General features: G+C 73.5%; 19 protein-coding genes. 14 read left to right on the top strand and 5 right to left on the bottom strand.

The window, feature by feature from the left end:
- Entirely contained in the window at nt 1-951 is a 951-nt protein-coding gene (locus EIY87_RS41805; RefSeq protein WP_125315497.1) for an alpha/beta hydrolase, read from the bottom strand.
- A 104-nt stretch (nt 952-1,055) separates the two neighbouring features.
- Between EIY87_RS41805 and EIY87_RS41800 the strand changes: the two genes are divergently transcribed.
- On the top strand, nt 1,056-2,096 hold the full coding sequence (locus tag EIY87_RS41800; protein WP_125315496.1) for a helix-turn-helix domain-containing protein: 1,041 nt from the start codon (nt 1,056-1,058) through the stop codon (nt 2,094-2,096).
- On the opposite strand, the gene EIY87_RS41795 is transcribed toward EIY87_RS41800, so the two are convergent.
- Nucleotides 2,089-3,048, bottom strand: coding sequence for a TIGR01777 family oxidoreductase (locus tag EIY87_RS41795; protein ID WP_125315495.1), 960 nt, complete (start codon nt 3,046-3,048; stop codon nt 2,089-2,091). The genes EIY87_RS41800 and EIY87_RS41795 overlap by 8 nt on opposite strands.
- 31 nt (nt 3,049-3,079) lie before the next feature.
- Nucleotides 3,080-3,961, bottom strand: coding sequence for a LysR family transcriptional regulator (locus EIY87_RS41790; RefSeq protein ID WP_125315494.1), 882 nt, complete (start codon nt 3,959-3,961; stop codon nt 3,080-3,082).
- 115 nt (nt 3,962-4,076) lie between these two features.
- Here EIY87_RS41790 and EIY87_RS41785 point away from each other — a divergent pair, with 115 nt between their 5' ends.
- The gene (locus tag EIY87_RS41785) at nt 4,077-5,258 is read left to right on the top strand and encodes an MFS transporter (RefSeq protein ID WP_125315493.1); all 1,182 of its coding nucleotides are present in this window, start codon (nt 4,077-4,079) and stop codon (nt 5,256-5,258) included.
- On the opposite strand, the gene EIY87_RS41780 is transcribed toward EIY87_RS41785, so the two are convergent.
- Nucleotides 5,243-6,571, bottom strand: a complete 1,329-nt coding sequence (locus EIY87_RS41780; protein ID WP_125315492.1) for a jacalin-like lectin — start codon at nt 6,569-6,571, stop codon at nt 5,243-5,245. The two genes, EIY87_RS41785 and EIY87_RS41780, sit on opposite strands and share 16 nt — an antisense overlap.
- Nucleotides 6,572-7,008: 437 nt before the next feature.
- Here EIY87_RS41780 and EIY87_RS41775 point away from each other — a divergent pair, with 437 nt between their 5' ends.
- The 11 genes from EIY87_RS41775 (at nt 7,009) to EIY87_RS41725 (ending at nt 16,075) form a co-directional block, all read left to right on the top strand.
- A complete protein-coding gene (locus tag EIY87_RS41775; RefSeq protein ID WP_125315491.1) occupies nt 7,009-7,458 on the top strand; it encodes a hypothetical protein in 450 nt (149 codons plus the stop codon).
- Nucleotides 7,459-7,465: 7 nt separating this feature from the next.
- The gene (locus EIY87_RS41770) at nt 7,466-7,903 is read left to right on the top strand and encodes a hypothetical protein (RefSeq protein WP_125315490.1); all 438 of its coding nucleotides are present in this window, start codon (nt 7,466-7,468) and stop codon (nt 7,901-7,903) included.
- Nucleotides 7,900-8,367, top strand: a complete 468-nt coding sequence (locus tag EIY87_RS41765) for a hypothetical protein (RefSeq protein ID WP_125315489.1) — start codon at nt 7,900-7,902, stop codon at nt 8,365-8,367. The genes EIY87_RS41770 and EIY87_RS41765 overlap by 4 nt, the downstream gene beginning before the upstream one ends.
- Nucleotides 8,364-8,762 (top strand): hypothetical protein, encoded by a 399-nt coding sequence (locus EIY87_RS41760; RefSeq protein ID WP_125315488.1) that lies wholly within the window; start codon nt 8,364-8,366, stop codon nt 8,760-8,762. The genes EIY87_RS41765 and EIY87_RS41760 overlap by 4 nt, the downstream gene beginning before the upstream one ends.
- A gap of 43 nt (nt 8,763-8,805) precedes the next feature.
- Entirely contained in the window at nt 8,806-9,141 is a 336-nt protein-coding gene (locus tag EIY87_RS41755; protein WP_125315487.1) for a competence type IV pilus major pilin ComGC, read from the top strand.
- 75 nt (nt 9,142-9,216) lie between these two features.
- Nucleotides 9,217-10,305, top strand: coding sequence for a type IV pilus twitching motility protein PilT (locus EIY87_RS41750; protein WP_125315486.1), 1,089 nt, complete (start codon nt 9,217-9,219; stop codon nt 10,303-10,305).
- Nucleotides 10,302-11,831, top strand: a complete 1,530-nt coding sequence (locus tag EIY87_RS41745) for a GspE/PulE family protein (RefSeq protein WP_125315485.1) — start codon at nt 10,302-10,304, stop codon at nt 11,829-11,831. The genes EIY87_RS41750 and EIY87_RS41745 overlap by 4 nt, the downstream gene beginning before the upstream one ends.
- Nucleotides 11,828-13,033 carry a type II secretion system F family protein gene (locus EIY87_RS41740; protein ID WP_125315484.1) on the top strand — a complete coding sequence of 402 codons (1,206 nt, stop codon included), beginning with the start codon at nt 11,828-11,830 and terminating at the stop codon, nt 13,031-13,033. Before EIY87_RS41745 ends, EIY87_RS41740 begins: the two co-directional genes overlap by 4 nt.
- Entirely contained in the window at nt 13,033-13,473 is a 441-nt protein-coding gene (locus EIY87_RS41735) for a type II secretion system protein (RefSeq protein ID WP_125315483.1), read from the top strand. Before EIY87_RS41740 ends, EIY87_RS41735 begins: the two co-directional genes overlap by 1 nt.
- Nucleotides 13,467-14,093, top strand: coding sequence for a prepilin-type N-terminal cleavage/methylation domain-containing protein (locus EIY87_RS41730; RefSeq protein ID WP_125315482.1), 627 nt, complete (start codon nt 13,467-13,469; stop codon nt 14,091-14,093). Before EIY87_RS41735 ends, EIY87_RS41730 begins: the two co-directional genes overlap by 7 nt.
- Nucleotides 14,090-16,075 (top strand): hypothetical protein, encoded by a 1,986-nt coding sequence (locus EIY87_RS41725; protein WP_125315481.1) that lies wholly within the window; start codon nt 14,090-14,092, stop codon nt 16,073-16,075. The genes EIY87_RS41730 and EIY87_RS41725 overlap by 4 nt, the downstream gene beginning before the upstream one ends.
- Before the next feature lie 5 nt (nt 16,076-16,080).
- Here EIY87_RS41725 and EIY87_RS41720 read toward each other — a convergent pair whose 3' ends face one another.
- Nucleotides 16,081-16,860, bottom strand: coding sequence for a prepilin peptidase (locus tag EIY87_RS41720; protein WP_125315480.1), 780 nt, complete (start codon nt 16,858-16,860; stop codon nt 16,081-16,083).
- A 475-nt stretch (nt 16,861-17,335) separates the two neighbouring features.
- Between EIY87_RS41720 and EIY87_RS41715 the strand changes: the two genes are divergently transcribed.
- Nucleotides 17,336-18,190, top strand: a complete 855-nt coding sequence (locus EIY87_RS41715) for a universal stress protein (RefSeq protein WP_125315479.1) — start codon at nt 17,336-17,338, stop codon at nt 18,188-18,190.
- Nucleotides 18,191-18,204 lie beyond the last annotated feature (14 nt).

The raw sequence follows: 18,204 nt of genomic DNA, 5'->3' as shown, positions 1-18,204 counted from the left end.
TCAGACGCGCAGGCCGCGGCGCAGGGCTTCGACCTCGTCGGCGAACATCCGCCGCGAGATCCCCGCCGCCTCGACCATGCTCGAGCCGTGGAACGTGCCCGGGTAGTGGCGGAACTCGACCGCGACACCGGCGTGGGCCAGGCGCTGGGCGTAGTCGATGCCTTCGTCGCGCAGCGGGTCGAACTGGCACGTCGTCACGAACGCGGGCGGCAGGCCGGCCAGGTCGGTCGCGCGCGCCGGGGCCGCGTACGGGGAAACGCCTTCGCCGCCCGGTTCCGCGCCGAGGTAGCTCGTCCAGCTGAAGACCGCGTTCGGCCGGTTCCACACCGGGGTGTCGGTGTAGGCGCGCATCGACGGGGTGCCGAGCCGGTCGTCGAGTTCCGGGATGCCGAGGTACTGGAAAGCCAGCGCCGGCCCGCCGCGATCCCGGGCCAGCAGCGCGACGGCCGCGGAGAGCCCGCCACCCGCGCTCTCGCCGGCGACGCCGAGGCGGCCCGGGTCGACCCCCAGCTCGTCCGCCTTGGCTTCGAGCCAGGTGAGGGCCGCGTAGCAGTCTTCGACCGGCGCCGGGAACGGGTGCTCGGGCGCCAGCCGGTAGTCGACCGACACGATCACGATGCCCAGCTCGTCGACCAGCCGCAGCAGCGAGGTGTGGAACATGTCCAGGTCGCCGAGGACGAAGCCGCCGCCGTGGATGTAGAGCAGGCCGGGCACGGCTTCGGTGCGGCCGGCCGGGCGGTAGACGCGCACCGGCACGTCGGGCGCGTCCGACGGGCCGGGGACGGCGGTGTCCCGGACGTCGATCGCGGTCGTCGGCTCGTAGCTCGGGAGGACTTCTCCCAGCTGGGACATGGAAGATCGCGCGGCCAGCAGGGATTCGTGGTCGGTCAGGCTCACCGCCGGCAGCATGTCCAGCCAGGGCAGCAGCTCGGGGTCGATCGCGTAGGTCATGGCACCGATCATCGGCCGCCGCCTGCCCGCGGACCACCGCCACGCGGCGGGCGTTGGCGCCCCGGAACTCGCCATCCGGCGGCGGGCGCGCCTATCGTGACGGCATGAAGGGGCTGCTGCTGCGGCTGTCCGGGCTCGATGCCGACGCCGAGAACGCCGTACGGGTGATCGGGTTCTTCGACCGCCTGATCACCGCCCGCGCGGACCTCGACACCCTGACGCGCAGCACGGCCGACCTCGCCGGCTGCCCGGTCGGCGTGCACGCGCCCGGCCGCGGCCTGTCCCTGCGCGCGGCCCCCGGCACCGGGGTTTCCGCCCCCGGCACGGCCCCGCCCGGCTCGGCGGCGCGCGAGCTGGAGGGCGGGGTGGTGGTGTGGGTGGCCCGCGCGGGCGCACCGCTGCCGCTCGACGACATGCTGCTGGAGCGGTTCGCGATCGCGACGGCGATCCTGCTGGAGCATTCGGGGGTCCCGCGACCCGAGCTGGGCGACCCGGCACTGGTGGAGCTGGCGCTGTCGGAGGAGGCCGGGACCGCGGAGCGCTCGCGGGCGCTGCACCTGCTCGGGTTCGGCCCGTCGGCCCGGTTGCGGGTGCTGGCGACGGTCGGCGGGGAGGGACCGGCGGGGCGGTCGGCGGTGCTGGGAACGGTGCGGGCGGTGCTGACGGCGGAGGCGGACCCGATTCCGGACGGCGGCCAAGCGAACGGTCACGCGGCTGCCGCCCGCCGGATGGGCGTCGGCCCGGCCGTGCCCGCCATCGAGGTCGCCCGTTCCTGGGTCGCCGCGCGCACCGCGCTCCGGTTCACCTCCGACGACGACCCCGTGGTCCGGTGGGAGCAGCTCGGCAGCCTCGCCGCCCTCGACGGCAAACTGGCTCCGGCCGATCTCCCCGATGTCCAGGCCCTCGACCGGCTCGCCGCCGAACCCCACGGCGGAGACACCCTCGCCGCGCTCTCGGCCCTGTGCGCCACCGGCTCGGCCCGCAAGGCGGCCGCCGTGCTGCACCGGCACCACAGCACCATGCCGGCCCGGCTCGCGCGGGCCGCGGCCGTGCTCGGCTTCGACGTCGACACGCCCGCCGGGCGGTTCCGGCTGCACCTCGCGCTGATGCTGCGGCGGCTGCGGGACAACGCCGAGCTCAGCTGACCGTCCTGAGTGGACCGTGCAGCAGGTCCGCCGCCGCGGCGGGCCAGGACGGGAAGCCGAACTCGAAACCCGCGTCCAGGAGCCGGCCCGGGACCACGAAACGGCTCTTCAGCAGCAGCTCCGGGTCGCTGCGCAGCACGAACGCGCCGAGCGCCGCCATCCAGCGCGTCGCCGGGAGGCCGACCGGGACGCCCGCGGCCGCGCGCAGCGCCCGCAGGAAATCCCGGTACGGCAACGGTTCCGGCGCCGCCAGGTTCACCGGCCCGCTCAGCTCGTCGCGCTCGATCAGGAAGTCGATCGCCCGCAGCAGGTCGGCCTCGTGAATCCACGACATGTACTGCGCACCGCCGGCGACCGGGCCGCCCAGGCCCAGCCGCGTCAGGCGCCGCAGCATCTCGAACGCGCCGCCGGGCTCGCGGCTCATCACCATCGCCGTCCGCAGCGCGACCTTGCGCGTGCGCGGCGTCGCGGCGACCTCCTGCTCGCGCTCCCACGCCCGGGCGATGTCGACGCTGTAGGACCAGTACGCCGGCACGCCGGGCTCGGCGCCGCCCAGGACGCCGGTGGTTTCGTCGTTCGGGGCGTCGTGGCGGTGGGCGTAGATCGTCGCGGTGCTCATCTGCAGCCAGACCCGCGGTGGCCGCTCCGCGCGCTCGATCGCGCCACCGACGACGCGGGCCGAGTCGATGCGGGAGTTCCACATCTCCCGCAGGTTCGCGCGGGTGTAGCGGCAGTTCACCGACCGGCCGGCCAGGTTGACGACGACGTCGCTGCCGTCAACCTCGCGCGTCCACGGACCCGCGCTCCGCCCGTCCCAGCGGACGTGCCGGATGCCCGGCGCCGCGGTGGCTTCCCCTCGGGTCAGGACGACGACTTCGTGCCCGTTCCCGGCCCACGCGCGGCTCAGCACGCGCCCCAGGTGGCCGGTCCCGCCCGGTATCACAACCTTCACGAGCCCACCGTACCGAAAGAGTTGAACGCGTTCAAATACCGCTCTCGACGAGGTCGAGCAGCGTCCGCAGCGCCCGGCTCGGCGGCTTCGCCCCGGCGGTGACCAGGTTGAGCGGCCAGTCGAGCCCGGCACCCGCCAGCGGCCGGACCACGACGTCCGGCCCGGCCGGCACCGACGTGTCCGGGATGACCGCGACGCCGAGCCCGGCGCGCACGTACTCCGGCACCGGGCGCAGGTCCGCGACCTCGACGGTGACCCGCCGCGGCGAGCCGAGCGCGTCGAAGGCGCGGTCCAGCAGCACCCGGTTGCCGAACCCGCGCGGCGTGTCGATGAAGGCCTCGCCGGCGAGGTCGGCCAGGCGGACCGCCTTCCGCGCCGCGAGCCGGTGCGTGGCCGGCAGCACCACGACGAACGGCCGCGTGTCGAGCCGCAGCACGTCCAGCCCGGCGAGATCGGACTCGGGCAGGCCCACCAGCGCGACGTCGAGGCGGCCCTGGCGGACCTCGTCGGCCAGGCCGGTGGACCCGGTGATCGACACCGCCACGTGGATGTCCACCAGCGGGTAGCGCCGGTGGAACGCCCCGAGCAGCCCGGGCAGGTCGACACCGCCGACGGACGTCAGCGTGCCGATCCGGAGGCTGCCGCGCAGGCCTTCCGACGCCTCCTGGACGGTCGCGCGCGCCCGTTCGAGCGCCTCGATCGCGGCCTTGGCTTCGGGCAGGAACGCCGTGCCCGCCGCCGAAAGCGCGACCCGGCGGGTGGACCGGTCGAACAGCCGCGTGCCGAGCTCGGCTTCGAGGGACCGCACGGCGGCGGACACGGTGGACTGCACCGCGAACACCCGCTGGGCGGCCCGGGTGAAGCTGAGTTCCTCGGCGACGGCGACGAAGTATTCGAGCTGACGCGTGTCCATGGGGCCAACTTATCGTCGAAAGCGATAACTGGCACCAGCACTTTTCGTTGGACTTGCTGAGTCGGCGGGGACATCGTGGACCACGGAAGATCCCTTGGCGTCCCGGAAGGTCCCGATGTCCGTCACCCTCTCCCCCGCCCGGCTCCGCGTGAGCCACGGGCTGGGTTTCCGCGTCGTCGCGGTCGCGTTCGCGACGGCGCTCGCGTTCTCCACCGTGCCGACCCCGCTGTACGCGCTTTACCAGCAGCGCGACGGCTTTCCCGCCTTCCTCGTCACGGTGGTCTTCGCCGCGTACGCGGCCGGGGTGATGCTGAGCCTGTTCCTGGCCGGGCACGTCAGCGACTGGCTGGGCCGCCGCCGCGTCCTGCTCGCCGGGCTGCTCGCGGAGGCGCTCTCCGCCGCCCTGTTCCTGCTCTGGCCGGACGTCCCGGGCCTGATCGTCGCCCGGCTGATCAGCGGCGCGGGCATCGGCGTCATCACCGCGACCGCCACCGCGCACCTGTCCGAGCTGCGCGCCCCGGCCCTCACCGCGACCGTGGTGAACGCCGGCGGCCTGGCGCTCGGCCCGCTCGTGGGCGGGGTGTTCGCGCGGTACGCCGGCGAGCCGCTGAGCACGCCGTTCGCGGTGTTCCTGGTGGTGCTGCTGCTCGAAGCGATCGCGGTGAGCCTGGTGCCGGAGACGGTCGAACGCCGGGAGGAGCGTCCGGCCTACCGCCCGCAGCGGCTCTCGCTCCCGCCGTCGTCGCGGGGCGAGTTCGCCGGTGCCGCCATCGGCGCGTTCGCGGCGTTCGCGCTGAGCGGCCTGTTCATGGCGCTGGCCCCGGCGCTGCTGGCGCACGAACTGCACGAGCCGTCCCGCCTGCTCGCCGGCCTCGCGCCGTTCACCATGCTGGGCAGCGCGGCACTCGCCCAGGTCGCGTTCTCGCGCCTCGGCACGCGCCCGCAGCTGCGGTCCGGGTACGTGCTGATGGGCACCGGGCTGGTGCTGCTGACCGGGTCGGCGTTCACCGCCTCGCTTCCCCTGTTCTTCGCCGCGAGCGTGCTGGCGGGCGCCGGGTTCGGCCTCGGCTTCCGCGCGTCGGTCGGGACGGTCGCGGCGCTCGCGGACGACCTCGCCCGCGGCGAAGTGCTGGCGGCACTGTTCCTCGCGGCCTACGCGGGCCTGGTGCTGCCGGTGCTGCTCGTCGGGCTGGCGATGCTCTTCGCGCCGGGCGCGGTGGTGCTGGCCGGGTTCGCGGTGCTGGAGCTCGCCCTGCTCGGCTGGTCCGCGCGGCGCACCGCTCAGCGCCGGGTGTAGGCGAACCCGATCTTGTCGACCTCGCCGCCGGCGCGCCCGTGGAAGCCCGCGAGCTGCCAGCCCGCCGGCGCCGTGCGGGTCACGCAGTCCGCGGTCGCCGTGCCGCCCGCCAGGGTGCGGCCGGTGCTCGTGGTGAACGCCGCCGAGAAGATCCGCGTGTGCCCCTGGTAGCTGCCCCGGCACACCGTCGCGGTCGTGACGTATTCGCCGGCGGCCAGGGCCAGCGCGGCCGCCGTCCCGCCGGAACCGCCGTGCACCAGCGCCGTGCCGTTCTCGAGCGTCACCCCGAGCTGGTCCACGCGCGAACCGGCGCGCAGTGAGAGCGTCCGGACGCGGGCGCCGGCCGGGATCGCGGCCACGTCGGTGAAGTAGTCGCCGTGGGGGCCGCCGAACTGGTCCGACAGGCGCAGTTCCGGGTTGCGCGTCCAGGTGAAGCGGACGCTGACCGGGTCGTGGTCGGACAGCATGCGGCCCGCGTCGTCGAGGAACCCCGCGTGCTCGTTGTGGTACGCCGTCGCGTCGAGGGAGACGAGCGGGCTGCCGCGGTAGAGGACCTTGTCGACGACTTCGCAGTCGTCGGTGACGTGCTGGGGATCGCACACCAGCGCGGGGCTGCCCGGCGCGGGCGCGGACCCGCCGCGGACGAGCTTGACCCACGCGTCGGTGAAGCCGTTGTCCGCGGCGAACGCGGCGATCGTGTCCGCCGCGCGGGTGTAGCGCGTGTTCGTGTCGCCCATGACGAGCACCGCGTTGCCCGCCGAGTGCGTCCGGATGAACGCGGTCAGCTGCGCCAGGTTCGACGCGCGCGACGCCTGGTCGCCGTCGTTCGTCCCGGCGTTGGTGTGCACGTTGTAGGCGTCCACGTACACGCCCTCGGCGAGCCTGAGCCGCATGAACGTGAACCCCTTGGGCGTCAGGCAGTCGCCCGAGTCGAACTGGCACGAGTTCCAGCGCACGCGCTCGAAGTCATCGGTGTCGTAGGGCAGCGAGGATAGCGTGTTCAGGCCGCTGCCGATCCCCGCGCCGCCGCTGGTCGGGGTGCGGTACGGGTGGTGGTCGGCCGCGTAGAGCGTGGCGTGGTAGTTGAAGTCCTCCTCGACGTGCACCACGTCGTACGGGCCCAGCCGCTGCCCGATCGCCGTCGTGGCGGGCTCGCGCGGGGTCGGCGCGCTCGAAATGCCTTCGGGCAGCCCGGCGACGTTGTAGCTCAGCACGGAGAACGTGCCGCCGTCGGCGGGGTCGGCGTGGGCGGTGGCGGGGACCAGCGCGGCGGCGGCGCACGCGAGCACCACGACGGCGAGGCGGTTCTTCACGGGGTACCTCGTTCTCCCGGGGGTGAGCGACGGGAATGATCGGGGCGGGCCACCGGGTACGTCAAGGACCGGCGGTCGGATGCGTTTCACCGCGCGGGGAATTGTCACCGAAAGTTATCCCCGGACGAAGGCTCGGAAGGCCGCCGCGCACCCCTCCGACGGCCACCGGAAGGCCGCCGCGCCGTCCGACGGCAGCCGGCCGGAAGACCGCGAATCACCGCAGGTCACGGTCCCGCATCGGAACTTTTTCCCGGTGAAACACCGCTGCCGCGGCTCGATCCCGCGCGCGTAACACGCTGGGCCGAACGGCGCAAGGGACCTCGGACCTTCGCAGTCGGGCCGGTCGCCCGAGGTGCCGGGCACCCCCGGATTCGCACACTCTTCGTGACGGCCCGCCCCGGGCCTCCCCTCACACAGCGAATTCCTGGAGAGAACCCATGCGCAAGATCAGCAAGCGGTCCGCGGTCGTCCTCGGTGCCGCCGGAGCGGTCGTCGTCGCCGGGGTCGCCTACGCGGCCTGGACGAGCACCGGCGCCGGCACCGGCTCGGTCACCTCGAAGACCGACGTTCCCTCGGTGATCTCCTCCTCCGGCACCGGAACCGCGCTCTACCCGGGTGGTTCGACCACGTTCACGGTGAAGGTCACCAACCCCAACGACTACCCGGTCGTGGTGAACAGCATCAGCGCCGGTTCGTCGAACGAAGTCAACGGCTGTGCCGCCGCGACCGTCACGAGCGCGGCCGTCACGAACCCCACCGGCACCATCGCGGCCGGCGGCGAAGGCACCTACACCTTGACCGCGACCATGAACGGCAGCGCCACCGACGCCTGCAAGGGCCAGACGTTCACGCTGCCGCTCACCGCCACCCTGTCGTCCAACGCCTGATCCGGCGATGCGCAGGTGGCGGGCCGGCGCGCTCGCGGCCGTCGCGCTCGGGTGGTTCGCGCTCGGCCCGGCCTCCGTCGCGACGACCGCGAACGGCAACGGCGGCAAGCAGTTCACCGTGACCGACGTGCCCGGCCGGGCCACCGCCCTGTTCCCCGGCGCGACCGGGACGCGGTGGATCCGGCTCGGCAACACGGAGAACTTCCCCATCGTCGTCCAGGCGGTGACGACGGTGGTCGGGGCACCCGTGGACGGCCGGGGCCGGGCCGTCCCGGGCTGCCCGGCGTCGGCGGTGCGGGTCGACGCGCTCGCCGCGCCGGTGCCGGTGCCGCGGAACGGCACCGCCGACGCGGCCCTCACCACGCACATGCTGCCCGGCGCCCCGGCCGCGTGCCGCGCCCTCACTTTTCCCTTGACGTACAACGGAACGGCGGTCAAGCCATGAACAACCCGACCCTGCGCCGCGTGCTCGTGGTCACCACGGTGGTCGGCGCGACGCTGGGCGGCGGGATCGCCGTCGCGGCGTGGACGAGCTCCGGCTCCGGCACGGCCGGCGCGAAAGCGGGCACCGCGTCCGCGCCGTCGACCGGGGCGGTGGACGCCTCGGCGCTCACCACCGGACTGCTCTACCCCGGGGCCACCGGCACCGCCCTGATCCGGATCACCAACCCGAACCCGTACCCGGTGAAGGTCAGCTCCGTCACCGGCAACGGGACCCCGACGGCGACCGGCGGCTGCCCGGGCGGCGCCGTGAGCTGGGTCGCGCAGCAGCCGAACACCGCGCTGGCCGCCGGGGCGAGCACGACCCTCACCCTGACGGGCGCGGTGTCGATGCTGCCCACCGCCGACGACTCCTGCCAGGGCGCGGTGTTCACGATCCCGGTCACCGTCACGGTGGTGAGCCAGTGAGCACCACCCGGGTGGCCGTCGCGGCGGCGCTGCTGGCAGCCACGGCGATCGGCGGCCAGGCCGAGGCGGCTTGGCTGAAGAGCGGCTCCGGGACCGCCGCGGCGGCCGCACTGAAACTGTCCACTCCGGACAAGCCGGTCCTGGACGCGGCGAAGTGCAACAACAGCGGCGGCGGTCCCACCGCCACGCTGCACTGGGCTTACCCGGCTCCGCTGCCGCCGGGCTTCGAGCTGCTCACCGCGACCACCCCGGGCGGGACCGCGTCCACCGCGGGCACCGCCACGACCACGTCGGCCACCATCCCCCTGCCCGGCAACAACAAGGTGTACGTCAGCGTGCGCGCGACCGCCGGCGCGTGGAAGGGGACCCGATCCCCGGAGGTGGCCGCCTGCTGATTCCGGAACACCCCTGAAACCCCTGCAACGCAAAGGAAGAACCATGCTGGAAAGACTGCGTGCCGCCCGCGCGAACGAGGACGGCTTCACCCTGATCGAACTGCTCATCGTCGTCGTGATCCTCGGCGTGCTCGCCGGCGTCGTCGTGTTCGCCGTGCAGGCGTTCAACGGCGAAGGCCAGGCCGCCGCCTGCGAGACCGACTGGAAGAGCGTCCAGACCGCCAACGAGGCCTTCTACGCCAAGACCGGCGACTACGCCCTCGCCATGAAGGACCTCACGGACAAGGGCTACCTGAAGAACGCTCCCGCCGGCAAGGGCTACACCATCGGCCTCGCGGCCGGCGGCGTGGTCACCGCCACCGGCGCTTGCACCCACTGAATCCCGTCCGCGGGGCGGGCAGGCCCGCCCCGCGGCACTCCATCCACAAAGGACACCTCGCCCCGGAGGGAACCCATGCCCACCCTGACCGGCAGCCGCGCCGACGGCCTGCTCGAAGCGCTCTGGCAGGCCCGCGGCACCGACCTGCTGCTCACCGCCGGCCTGCCGCCGCAGCTGCGCGTGCACGGCGACCTCGCCGCGGTCGCCGGGCACCCCGTCCTCACCGGCGAGGACACCGACGCCCTGCTCGGCGAGCTGCTCACCGACGAGCAGGCCCGTGCCTGGCGCACCGCCCACGAATTCGACTTCTCCTTCAGCTGGCGCGACCACGCCCGCGTCCGCGGCAACGCGTTCACCCAGCGCGGCGCCACGGTCGTCGCGCTGCGGATGATCCCGCGCCGGATCCCGGCCATGGCCGACCTCGGCCTGCCGCCGGTCCTGGGCGACTTCGCCCGGCGGCACCAGGGGCTCGTGCTCGTCACCGGGCCGACCGGCTCGGGCAAGTCGACGACGCTCGCCGCCGTCATCGACCGGATCAACCACGAGCGCGCCTGCCACATCCTCACCGTCGAAGACCCGATCGAATACGTCCACGAGCACCGGCGGTCCGCGGTGAACCAGCGCGAGGTCGGCACCGACACCGAGTCGTTCCCGGCCGCACTGCGCAGCGCGCTGCGCGAGGACCCCGACGTCCTGCTGGTGGGCGAGATGCGCGACCTCGAGTCGATCCGCTTCGCCCTCACCATCGCCGAAACCGGGCACCTGGTCTTCGCCACGCTGCACACCAACGACACCGCGCAGTCGCTGGCCCGGATGATCGACGTCTTCCCGGCCGGGCAGCAGGAACAGGTGCGGGTGCAGCTCGCCGCGGCCCTCACCGGGATCGTCTACCAGCGGCTGCTCCCGCGCGTCGGCGGCGGGCTCGTCGCGGCGTTCGAGGTGCTCGTCGCGAACACCGCCGTGCGCAACCTGATCAAGGAGGGCAAGCCGCACCAGCTGCGCAACGCGCTGGTGACCGGCCACCGCGAAGGCATGGTGACGCTGGAGCAGTCGCTGTCCGCGCTCGTCGCGGCCGGCCTGGTCTCCCCCGCCGACGCGGCCGCCCGCAGCCTGCACCCGCAGGACATCGACCCGCGCCCGCGGCCCCGGAGCGTGCCGGCATGAGACTCCGCACCCAGCCCCGCACCGTCGACCTGCGCACGGTGACCCCGGACCGCGCGGCCGCCGACCTGCTCGGCGAAGCGAAGGCGCGCGAGCTCTGCGCGATCCCGCTCGCCGTCCGCGAGGACACCGTGCTGGTCGCGGTCGCCGACCCCGCCACCGCGCCCGCGCTGCAGGAGGCGCTCGGCCGTCCGGTGACCGTCGCGCTCGCCGCCCGCGCCGACATCCTCGCCACCGTCGAGCGCACCTACCGCGCCCTCACCGGCGTCGACCAGCAGGTCAAGGCGTTCGAAGCGCGCGACGCCGTCCGGCGCGACGCGTCCCGCGCCGAACCGGCGGCCACCGCGAACGACGACGCGCCGGTGGTCCACGTCGTCGCGCTGATGATCAAGCAGGCGCTGCGCGACCGGGCCTCCGACATCCACGTCGAGCCGCAGGCCGAGCGGGTCCGCGTCCGCTACCGCATCGACGGCGTGCTGCACGACGTGCTGGACCTGCCCGGCTCGATGGGCCCCGCGGTGACCAGCCGGATCAAGATCCTCGGCGGGATGAACATCGTCGAGCGCCGCCGCCCGCAGGACGGCCAGATCAGCATGGCCGTCGAGGACCGCCCGGTGGACATCCGGGTGGCGACCACACCGGTCGTCGGCGGCGAGAAGGTCGTGCTGCGGCTGCTGGACAAGAGCCGCCCGCTGTTCCGGCTGCCGCAGCTGGGCATGCCCGCGGAGATGGCGGCGCGCTACGGCGCGGTGCTGCAGTCGCCCTACGGCATGGTGATCTGCGCCGGGCCGACCGGCAGCGGCAAGACCACGACGCTCTACGGCTCGCTCGGCGAGCTGGACAGCACCGAGCGCAACATCATGACCATCGAGGACCCGGTCGAGTACACCATGTCCTCGATCAACCAGATCCAGATCAACGAGCAGGCCGGCGTCACCTTCGCCGACGGCCTGAAGTCGATCCTGCGGCAGGACCCCGACGTCATCCTGGTCGGCGAGGTCCGCGACGTCGACACCGCGCGCATCGCCGTGCAGTCCGCGCTCACCGGGCACTTCGTGCTGTCCTCGCTGCACGCCACCGACGCCGCGTCGGCGCTGCACCGGCTGCTGGACATGGGCATCGAGAACTTCCTCGTGGCGTCCTCGGTCACCGCCGTGCTGGCCCAGCGGCTCGTCCGGCGGATCTGCCTGCGCTGCCGCGAGTACTACGAGCCTTCCGCCGAAGAGCTGTCCTTTTTGGACTCCATGGACGCGGCGGGGCCCGACGGCGGGTTCGTCCGGGGTACCGGCTGCAACTTCTGCGCCCAGACCGGGTTCCTGGACCGCACCGGCGTCTACGAGCTGATGCCGGTCAGCGACGGGATCCGCGCGCTGGTGCTGGACAGCGCGCCGCACCGCGAGGTGCACGAGCTGGCCCGCAAGGAAGGCATGCGGACGCTGCAGGACGAGGCGCTGCGGCTGATCGCCGGGGGCGTCACCACCCCGGCCGAGGTGCTGCGGTCGATCTACCTCACCGGAGGCGCGCGATGAACCGGTACGCCTACGTCGCCACCGGCCCGGACGGGCAGCGCACCCGCGGTGTGCAGAAGGCCGCCGACCTCGACTCCGCCGCGCTCGCGCTGTACGAGCGCGAACTGCGGGACATCGAGCTCACCGAGAAGAAGAGCGTGCTCAGCCTCGAGCTGACCGCGCCGCGGGTCAAGCGCGAGGTCGTCCTGCATCTCTCGCGCCAGCTCGGCGCGTTCGTCCGGGCCGGGCTGCCGCTCATCGACGCGGTCCGCATCCTCGGCGAGGAGGCCGCGAACTCGTCGGTGGCCCGGATGCTGCGGGACGTCGAACTCGGCCTGCGCGGCGGCGACCGGCTGTCGGACTGCGTCGACCGGCACCCGAAGATCTTCCCCGAGTTCTACCGCGAGATCCTCCGCTCGGCGGAGCTGTCCGGGCAGCTCGACGTCGTCCTCGACCAGCTCGCCGACTACCTGGAGCGCGACCTCGAAGCCCGGCGCAAGATCAAGGCCGCGCTGATCTACCCGGCGATGATCGCGCTGATGTCCGTGGTCACCGTCGTGGTGCTCGCGACCTTCGTGCTGCCGCGGTTCAAAGTGTTCTTCGCCAGCCTCAACGCGAAACTCCCGCTGCCGACGCGCATGCTGCTGGCCGTCACCGACTTCCTCGGCCAGTGGTGGTGGGCGCTGCTGGCCGGGCTCGCCGCCGTGATCGCGCTGTACGTCTTCGGGGTGCGGACGCCGGGCGGGCGGTACGCGCGGGACCGCGTGCTCCTCGCCGTCCCGGCGATCGGCCCGACGGTCCGGCACGCGCTCGTCGAGCGGTTCTGCCGGATCCTGTCCTCCATGGTCAGCGCCGGGGTGCCGCTGCCGGAAGCCCTGCGGGTCGCCACGGACTCCCTGCGCAACCGCGTGTTCATGCGCGCGCTCGCCCGGGTCGCGCACGCCGTGCTCGAAGGTGAGGGCCTGGCCCGCCCGCTCACCGGCTCCGGTCTGTTCCCGGTGACCGCCGCGCAGATGATCCGCGTCGGCGAGGACACCGGCACCCTCGACACCCAGCTGGAAGTCACTGCCCAGTACTACGAAGGCGAGCTGGACTACCGGCTGAAGAAGCTGACCGCGTTGTTCGAGCCCGCCGTCATCGTGGTGATGGGCCTGGTCGTCGGGTTCGTCGCGGTCGCGCTCGTCTCGGCGATGTACGGCATCTTCACCCAGGTGCACGTCTGATGCGCGCCGGCGACCGGGGCGAGAGCCTCCTCGAACTGCTGGTCGCGATCGCGATCCTGGGGGTCGCGGTCGCCGCGATCGTCGGCGGCATCGGTGCCTCGACCCTGATGTCCGACGTCCACCGCAAGCAGGCGACCGCGGGCGCGGGCGTGCGCGACTTCGGCGAGGCGATCGAGAACCAGGTCATGGCCGGCGGCTACGTCCCGTGCGCGACACCTGCGAAGTACGCCGCGCCGGCCGGGTTCACGGTGCCGGCCGGGTTCACCAGCACGGTGACCGCGGTGAAGTACTGGACCGGCTCGGCGTGGTCGGCCACCTGCGGCGCCGACACCGGGCTGCAGCAGCTGACCGTGCAGGTCGCCAGCGGCGACGGGCGCGCGAGCGAACGTCTGGAAGTCGTGGTGCGCAAGCGCTGCGGGCTCGGGGAGGCACCGTGCTGAACCGCCGCTCCGACGCCGGGTTCACGCTCATCGAGCTGCTCGTCGTCGTCGCGCTCCTCGGGGTGGTCGTCGCGCCGATCGCCACCGCGGTGCTGATCGCGATCAAGAACACCGACGCCACCTCCGCCCGCCTCGCCGTCTCCCGCGACGCCCAGCAGAGCTCGGCGTTCTTCGCCCAGGACGTCGCCGCGACCGGCCTGCGCGACTTCACGGGCCAGGTCGCCAACGGCAAGGTCCCGTTCTCGGCGTCGGTCCAGCTGGGCGCGGCCTACGACGCGGGCGGCCAGGTCTGCGGCACCGCCGCGACGCCGGTTTCGGTGCTGCGGCTGCTGTCCGACGACTGGGACACCAGCACGCCGGCTGCGACCCGGCGCACCGCGATCGTCGCCTACTACCTGGCCGGGACCGAGCTGCACCGCCTGCGCTGCCTGGGGTCGCCGTCGCCGGTGTCCGACGCCGTCGTCGCGCACCACGTCCGGCCCGGCAGCCCGGCCGTCACCTGCTCCAGCACCTGCACCGACGCCGCCGTGCCGCAGTGGGTGAAGCTCACCTACACCGCCGTCGCGGCCGGCGCCGACCCCTACCCCATCACCCTGTTCGGGCAACGGAGGCAGACATGAAGCGCGACGACACCGGGGCCGCGCTGCCCCTGGTGCTCATCCTCGTCACGGTCGTCGCGGTGGTGCTCGGCGCGCTGCTGTCCTTCGCCGACACCAGCGTCCGCGCCACGGTCAACCTCCGCGACCAGGCCTCGGCCGCCTACACGGCCGACGGCGCGTTGCAGGCGGGCATCAACGGGATCCGCAACAGCACCTTCACCGGTGCGTCCGGCCAGCACTGCTTCGGCGGCTCCGACACGCTGGACCTGCCGAACTTCGGCGGCGGGGGCTCGGCCGCCGTGACGTGCTCCGCGGACCCGGCGAAGGTACTGATCCAGTGCCCGTCGCTGAGCGCCTGCAACCGGCCGGGCAACGCGATCCTCACCCTCGGCACCGGCGGCGAAGACGGCCTCACCATCCAGCAGCCGACCGGCTCGGCGTTCCGCGTCCACGGCGTCGTCTACTCGAACTCGAACATCAACGTCGTCAACGGCTCGCTCGACACCAACACCGCGGTGTACGCCCGCGGGGCCTGCGCGGGCACGATCCGGAGCACGCCGGCGGCGTCCTGCGGCTACGGCGGTTCGGCACTCGGCGCCGATCCCGGGTACGCCCCGGCGCTGACCTCGGTGCCCGCCCACCGGGCCGTGCCCGGCTGCACCGGCCCGGTGGTGACCTTCGAGCCCGGCTTCTACGACGACGCCGTCGGCCTCTCCGCGCTGATGACCAACAGCAGCCCGTGCAAGGACAGCATCTGGTGGTTCAAGCCGGGCGCCTACTACTTCGACTTCCGCAACAGCTCGGCCGCGCGCCCGCCGGGCCTGCCCGCGGGCGACGACGTCTGGACGGTCAACAGCGGCCGCCTGGTCGCGGGCACGCCGGTGGACCGCGCCGGCCGGGTCATCGCGGCGCCGTCGGCGGCGGACACGGCCATCCCGGGCGCGTGCGACAACCCGATCGAAGACGCGAGCGCGGTCGGCGTCCAGTTCGTCTTCGGCGGCGACAGCCGGCTCGCGGTCAAGGCCGCGGAGGCGGAGATCTGCGGGTCCTACAGCGGGACGAAACCGCCGGTCGCGCTGTACGGGCTCACCTCCGGCGCCGAGGCCCCGGTGACCGCGACGCTCACACCGTCCGGCACGCCGTCCGGGACCTTCACCAGCGCGCCCGCCGGCAGCCTGTCCACTGTGGACGGCAACCTGGCGACGTGGACGAACAACGGCAACGGCAACCAGAGCGCCACCGTGACCGCGACCGGGTACGCCCCGCCCGCCGCGATCCCGGCCGGGTCCCTGTTGACGTCCGCGAAGATCCGCGTGGTGCACGGGAACGACAACGGGTCGAGCCAGGACGCGCTGTCCGTCCAGCTGGGCGCGGACAAGTTCGGCGTGCCGTCGTACTCGGACAAGGTCCTGCACACCGACCTGGTCGACGTCACGGGCGCGCTGTCGCAGCAGGTGTACGACGGCGGGTTCACCGGCGCGCAGCTGGCGTACACGGCCGCGGTCAAGCACAAGGGCACCGAGCAGGTGGACGCGCTGCAGCTGGAGCTCACCTACACGCCGCCCGCGTTGCGCGCGCAGAGCGGGTGCACGCAGCTGATGTACGTCACCAGCGCGGCGTGCGCGCTGGTGACGTCGGTGAACACCTCCGGGAACCGGTTCTACGTGCAGGGCACGACGTACGCGCCGAAGGCCGTCCTGGACATCACGCTGAACAACGCGATCGAACCGATCTTCCGCTTCGGCGTGATCGCCCGGTCGTTGCAGGTGAAGCTGACCGGCAGCGTGTCCTTCACCGGCCCGGTGATCGAGGTCCCGGACGACTCCCCCGGCTTCGTCTTCGGCGTCTACCTGGCGGCGTACGTCTGCCCGGGCGCGAGCACGTGCACCCCGGCCGGCACCCCGGCGGCGCGCGCCCGGGTCGCCTACGTCGACGGCGACCCGGCCCACCCGGTGGCGGGCGCGAGACAGGTGTCGGTGCTCAGCTGGTCCGGCAACCGCTAGACCGCTCAGGCCAGGCCGGCCAGTTCGCGGTAGGCCCGCCCCAGCGGGTCCGCCACGAAGACGGCGAGCAGCGCGGCGGCGATCATGAACGGCCCGAACGGCAGTGCCGTCTTGCGATCGCCCTTGCCGGCGGCGAGCACGACGACGCCGGCCACCGCGCCGAGCAGGAAGCCGCCGAACGCGCCGAGGAGCAACGCCGTCCAGGAGAGGTAGCCGAGGACGCCGCCCAGGAGTCCGGCGAGCTTGACGTCACCGAACCCCATGCCCCGGGGGTACACGAGGGCGAGCAGCAGGTAGAAGCCGAACAGGGCGGCCCCGCCGATCCCGGCGCGGGCGAGGGCCCACCAGTCGTCGCGGTACCAGGCGGAGGCGGTCAGCAGCACGGCGAGCACCGGGTAGGACGGCAGCACGATCGCGTCCGGCAGGCGGCGGCAGTCGAGGTCGATCAGCGCGAGCGCGATGCCGATGGCGCCGAAGTAGAGGTAGGCGGGCAGGTCCGGCGGGTCGAGCCGGAGGGCCAGCAGCGCGAAGAGGACGCCGGTGCCGAGTTCGACGAGCGGGTACCGGACGCTGATCCGGCTGCCGCAGTTCGCGCACCGGCCGCGCAGGACGAGCCAGCCGAAGACGGGAACGTTGTGGCGGGCGCGGATCTCTTCGCCGCAGCCGGGGCAGCGGGAGGGTGGGCGGACGACCGACTCGCCACGCGGCACGCGGTGGATGACGACGTTGAGGAACGACCCGACGAGGAGTCCGAGCACCCCGGCCGCCACGACCAGCACCGCCATCGCTCCTCCGGACCGTTCGAGGGACGCCGCAGATCTTGCCGGAGACCGGCACGGGCCGCGACCGCACGCGCCGGGGCCAGCGCCCGACTTGGCCGGACGTCATGAAAGGGTCGTTCATCTCGCCAGACGACATGAACGACCCTTTCATGACATCCCCGCGACGCCGGGCAGACCACGCGGCCAGGCGACTTTGCGGCCGGTCACCCGCTCGCCGGCGCGACTTTGCCGGGACCCTGGCGCCGGACGACATGAACGACTCTCTCATGACATCCCGCCGGCCTCCCGGCCGCGCCCGCACCGCCCGCCACGCGAGCCGGGTCCGAGATTCCGGCCCGGCGCCGCCCCGACCTTGCCGGAACCCCCGCGGCCGGACGACATGAAAGGGTCGTTCATCTCGCCGGACGAGGTGAACGACCCTTTCATGACATCTCCGCCAGGCTCCCGGCCGTGACCGCACCGGCCTACAGTCTTGAAGATGACCGGACCGCCGATCGTCACCGGGGTGGACGGGTCGGCCGAGTCGCTCGACGCCGTTCGCTGGGCCGCGCGGACCGCACGGCTGCGGAGCGCTCCCCTCGAGATTGTCCACGCCCTCGACGTCCCCGCGCTGCTCGCCGGTGGAGTCGTGCCGCCGCCGGATGAGCTTGTCGACGCGCTGCGGGCACGCGGGCGCCGCGCGCTGCGGACCGCTCAGGAACTGGCCGCCGCGCAGGGGGTGCACGATGCCGTCACCCGGCTCGACTCCGATCGCGCGGCGCAGGCGCTGATCGAGGCGTCGAGGTCCGCGGCGCTGCTCGTCGTCGGCTCCGCGGGGCACGGGCGGCTCACCAGCCTGCTCGCGGGCTCGGTCGCCGCGGCCGTCGGGACGCACGCACGCTGCGACACCGCCGTCGTGCGCGGGGACAGCTGGGACGAGCCCGGCGCGGCCGACCGCCCGGTCGTCACCGGGATCGACGGCAGCGAAGCCGGCGCGCGGGTCCTCGCGGCCGCGCTCGCCGAAGCCCGGACCCGCGGGGCGCCGCTCGTCGTGCTGCACGCCTGGGCGGACACGCCACCGCCGCGCCGGGATCCGCGCTGCGTCACCGAGGCCGGGCACCGGCTGCTCGGCGAGCGGCTGCTGGCCCACGACACCGGCGACGTCGAGGTCGAGCGGGTCCTGGTGCACGCCCACCCCCGGCGGGAGCTGATCGAGCGCAGCGGCGGCGCGCAGCTCGTCGTCCTCGGCGACCGCGGCCGCGGCGGCTTCCCCGGGCTCCTGCTCGGCTCCACCGGCCAGGCCCTGCTCCACCACGCCGACTGCCCGGTCCTGCTCGTCCGCACTACCGCCTGAAGGGAAGCGGAACG

Origin of the sequence: Amycolatopsis eburnea, from assembly GCF_003937945.1 — a bacterium.
Lineage (GTDB): Bacteria > Actinomycetota > Actinomycetes > Mycobacteriales > Pseudonocardiaceae > Amycolatopsis > Amycolatopsis eburnea.
The sequence above is the reverse complement of the archived record's forward strand: the minus strand, read 5'-3'. Positions and strand labels throughout refer to the sequence as shown.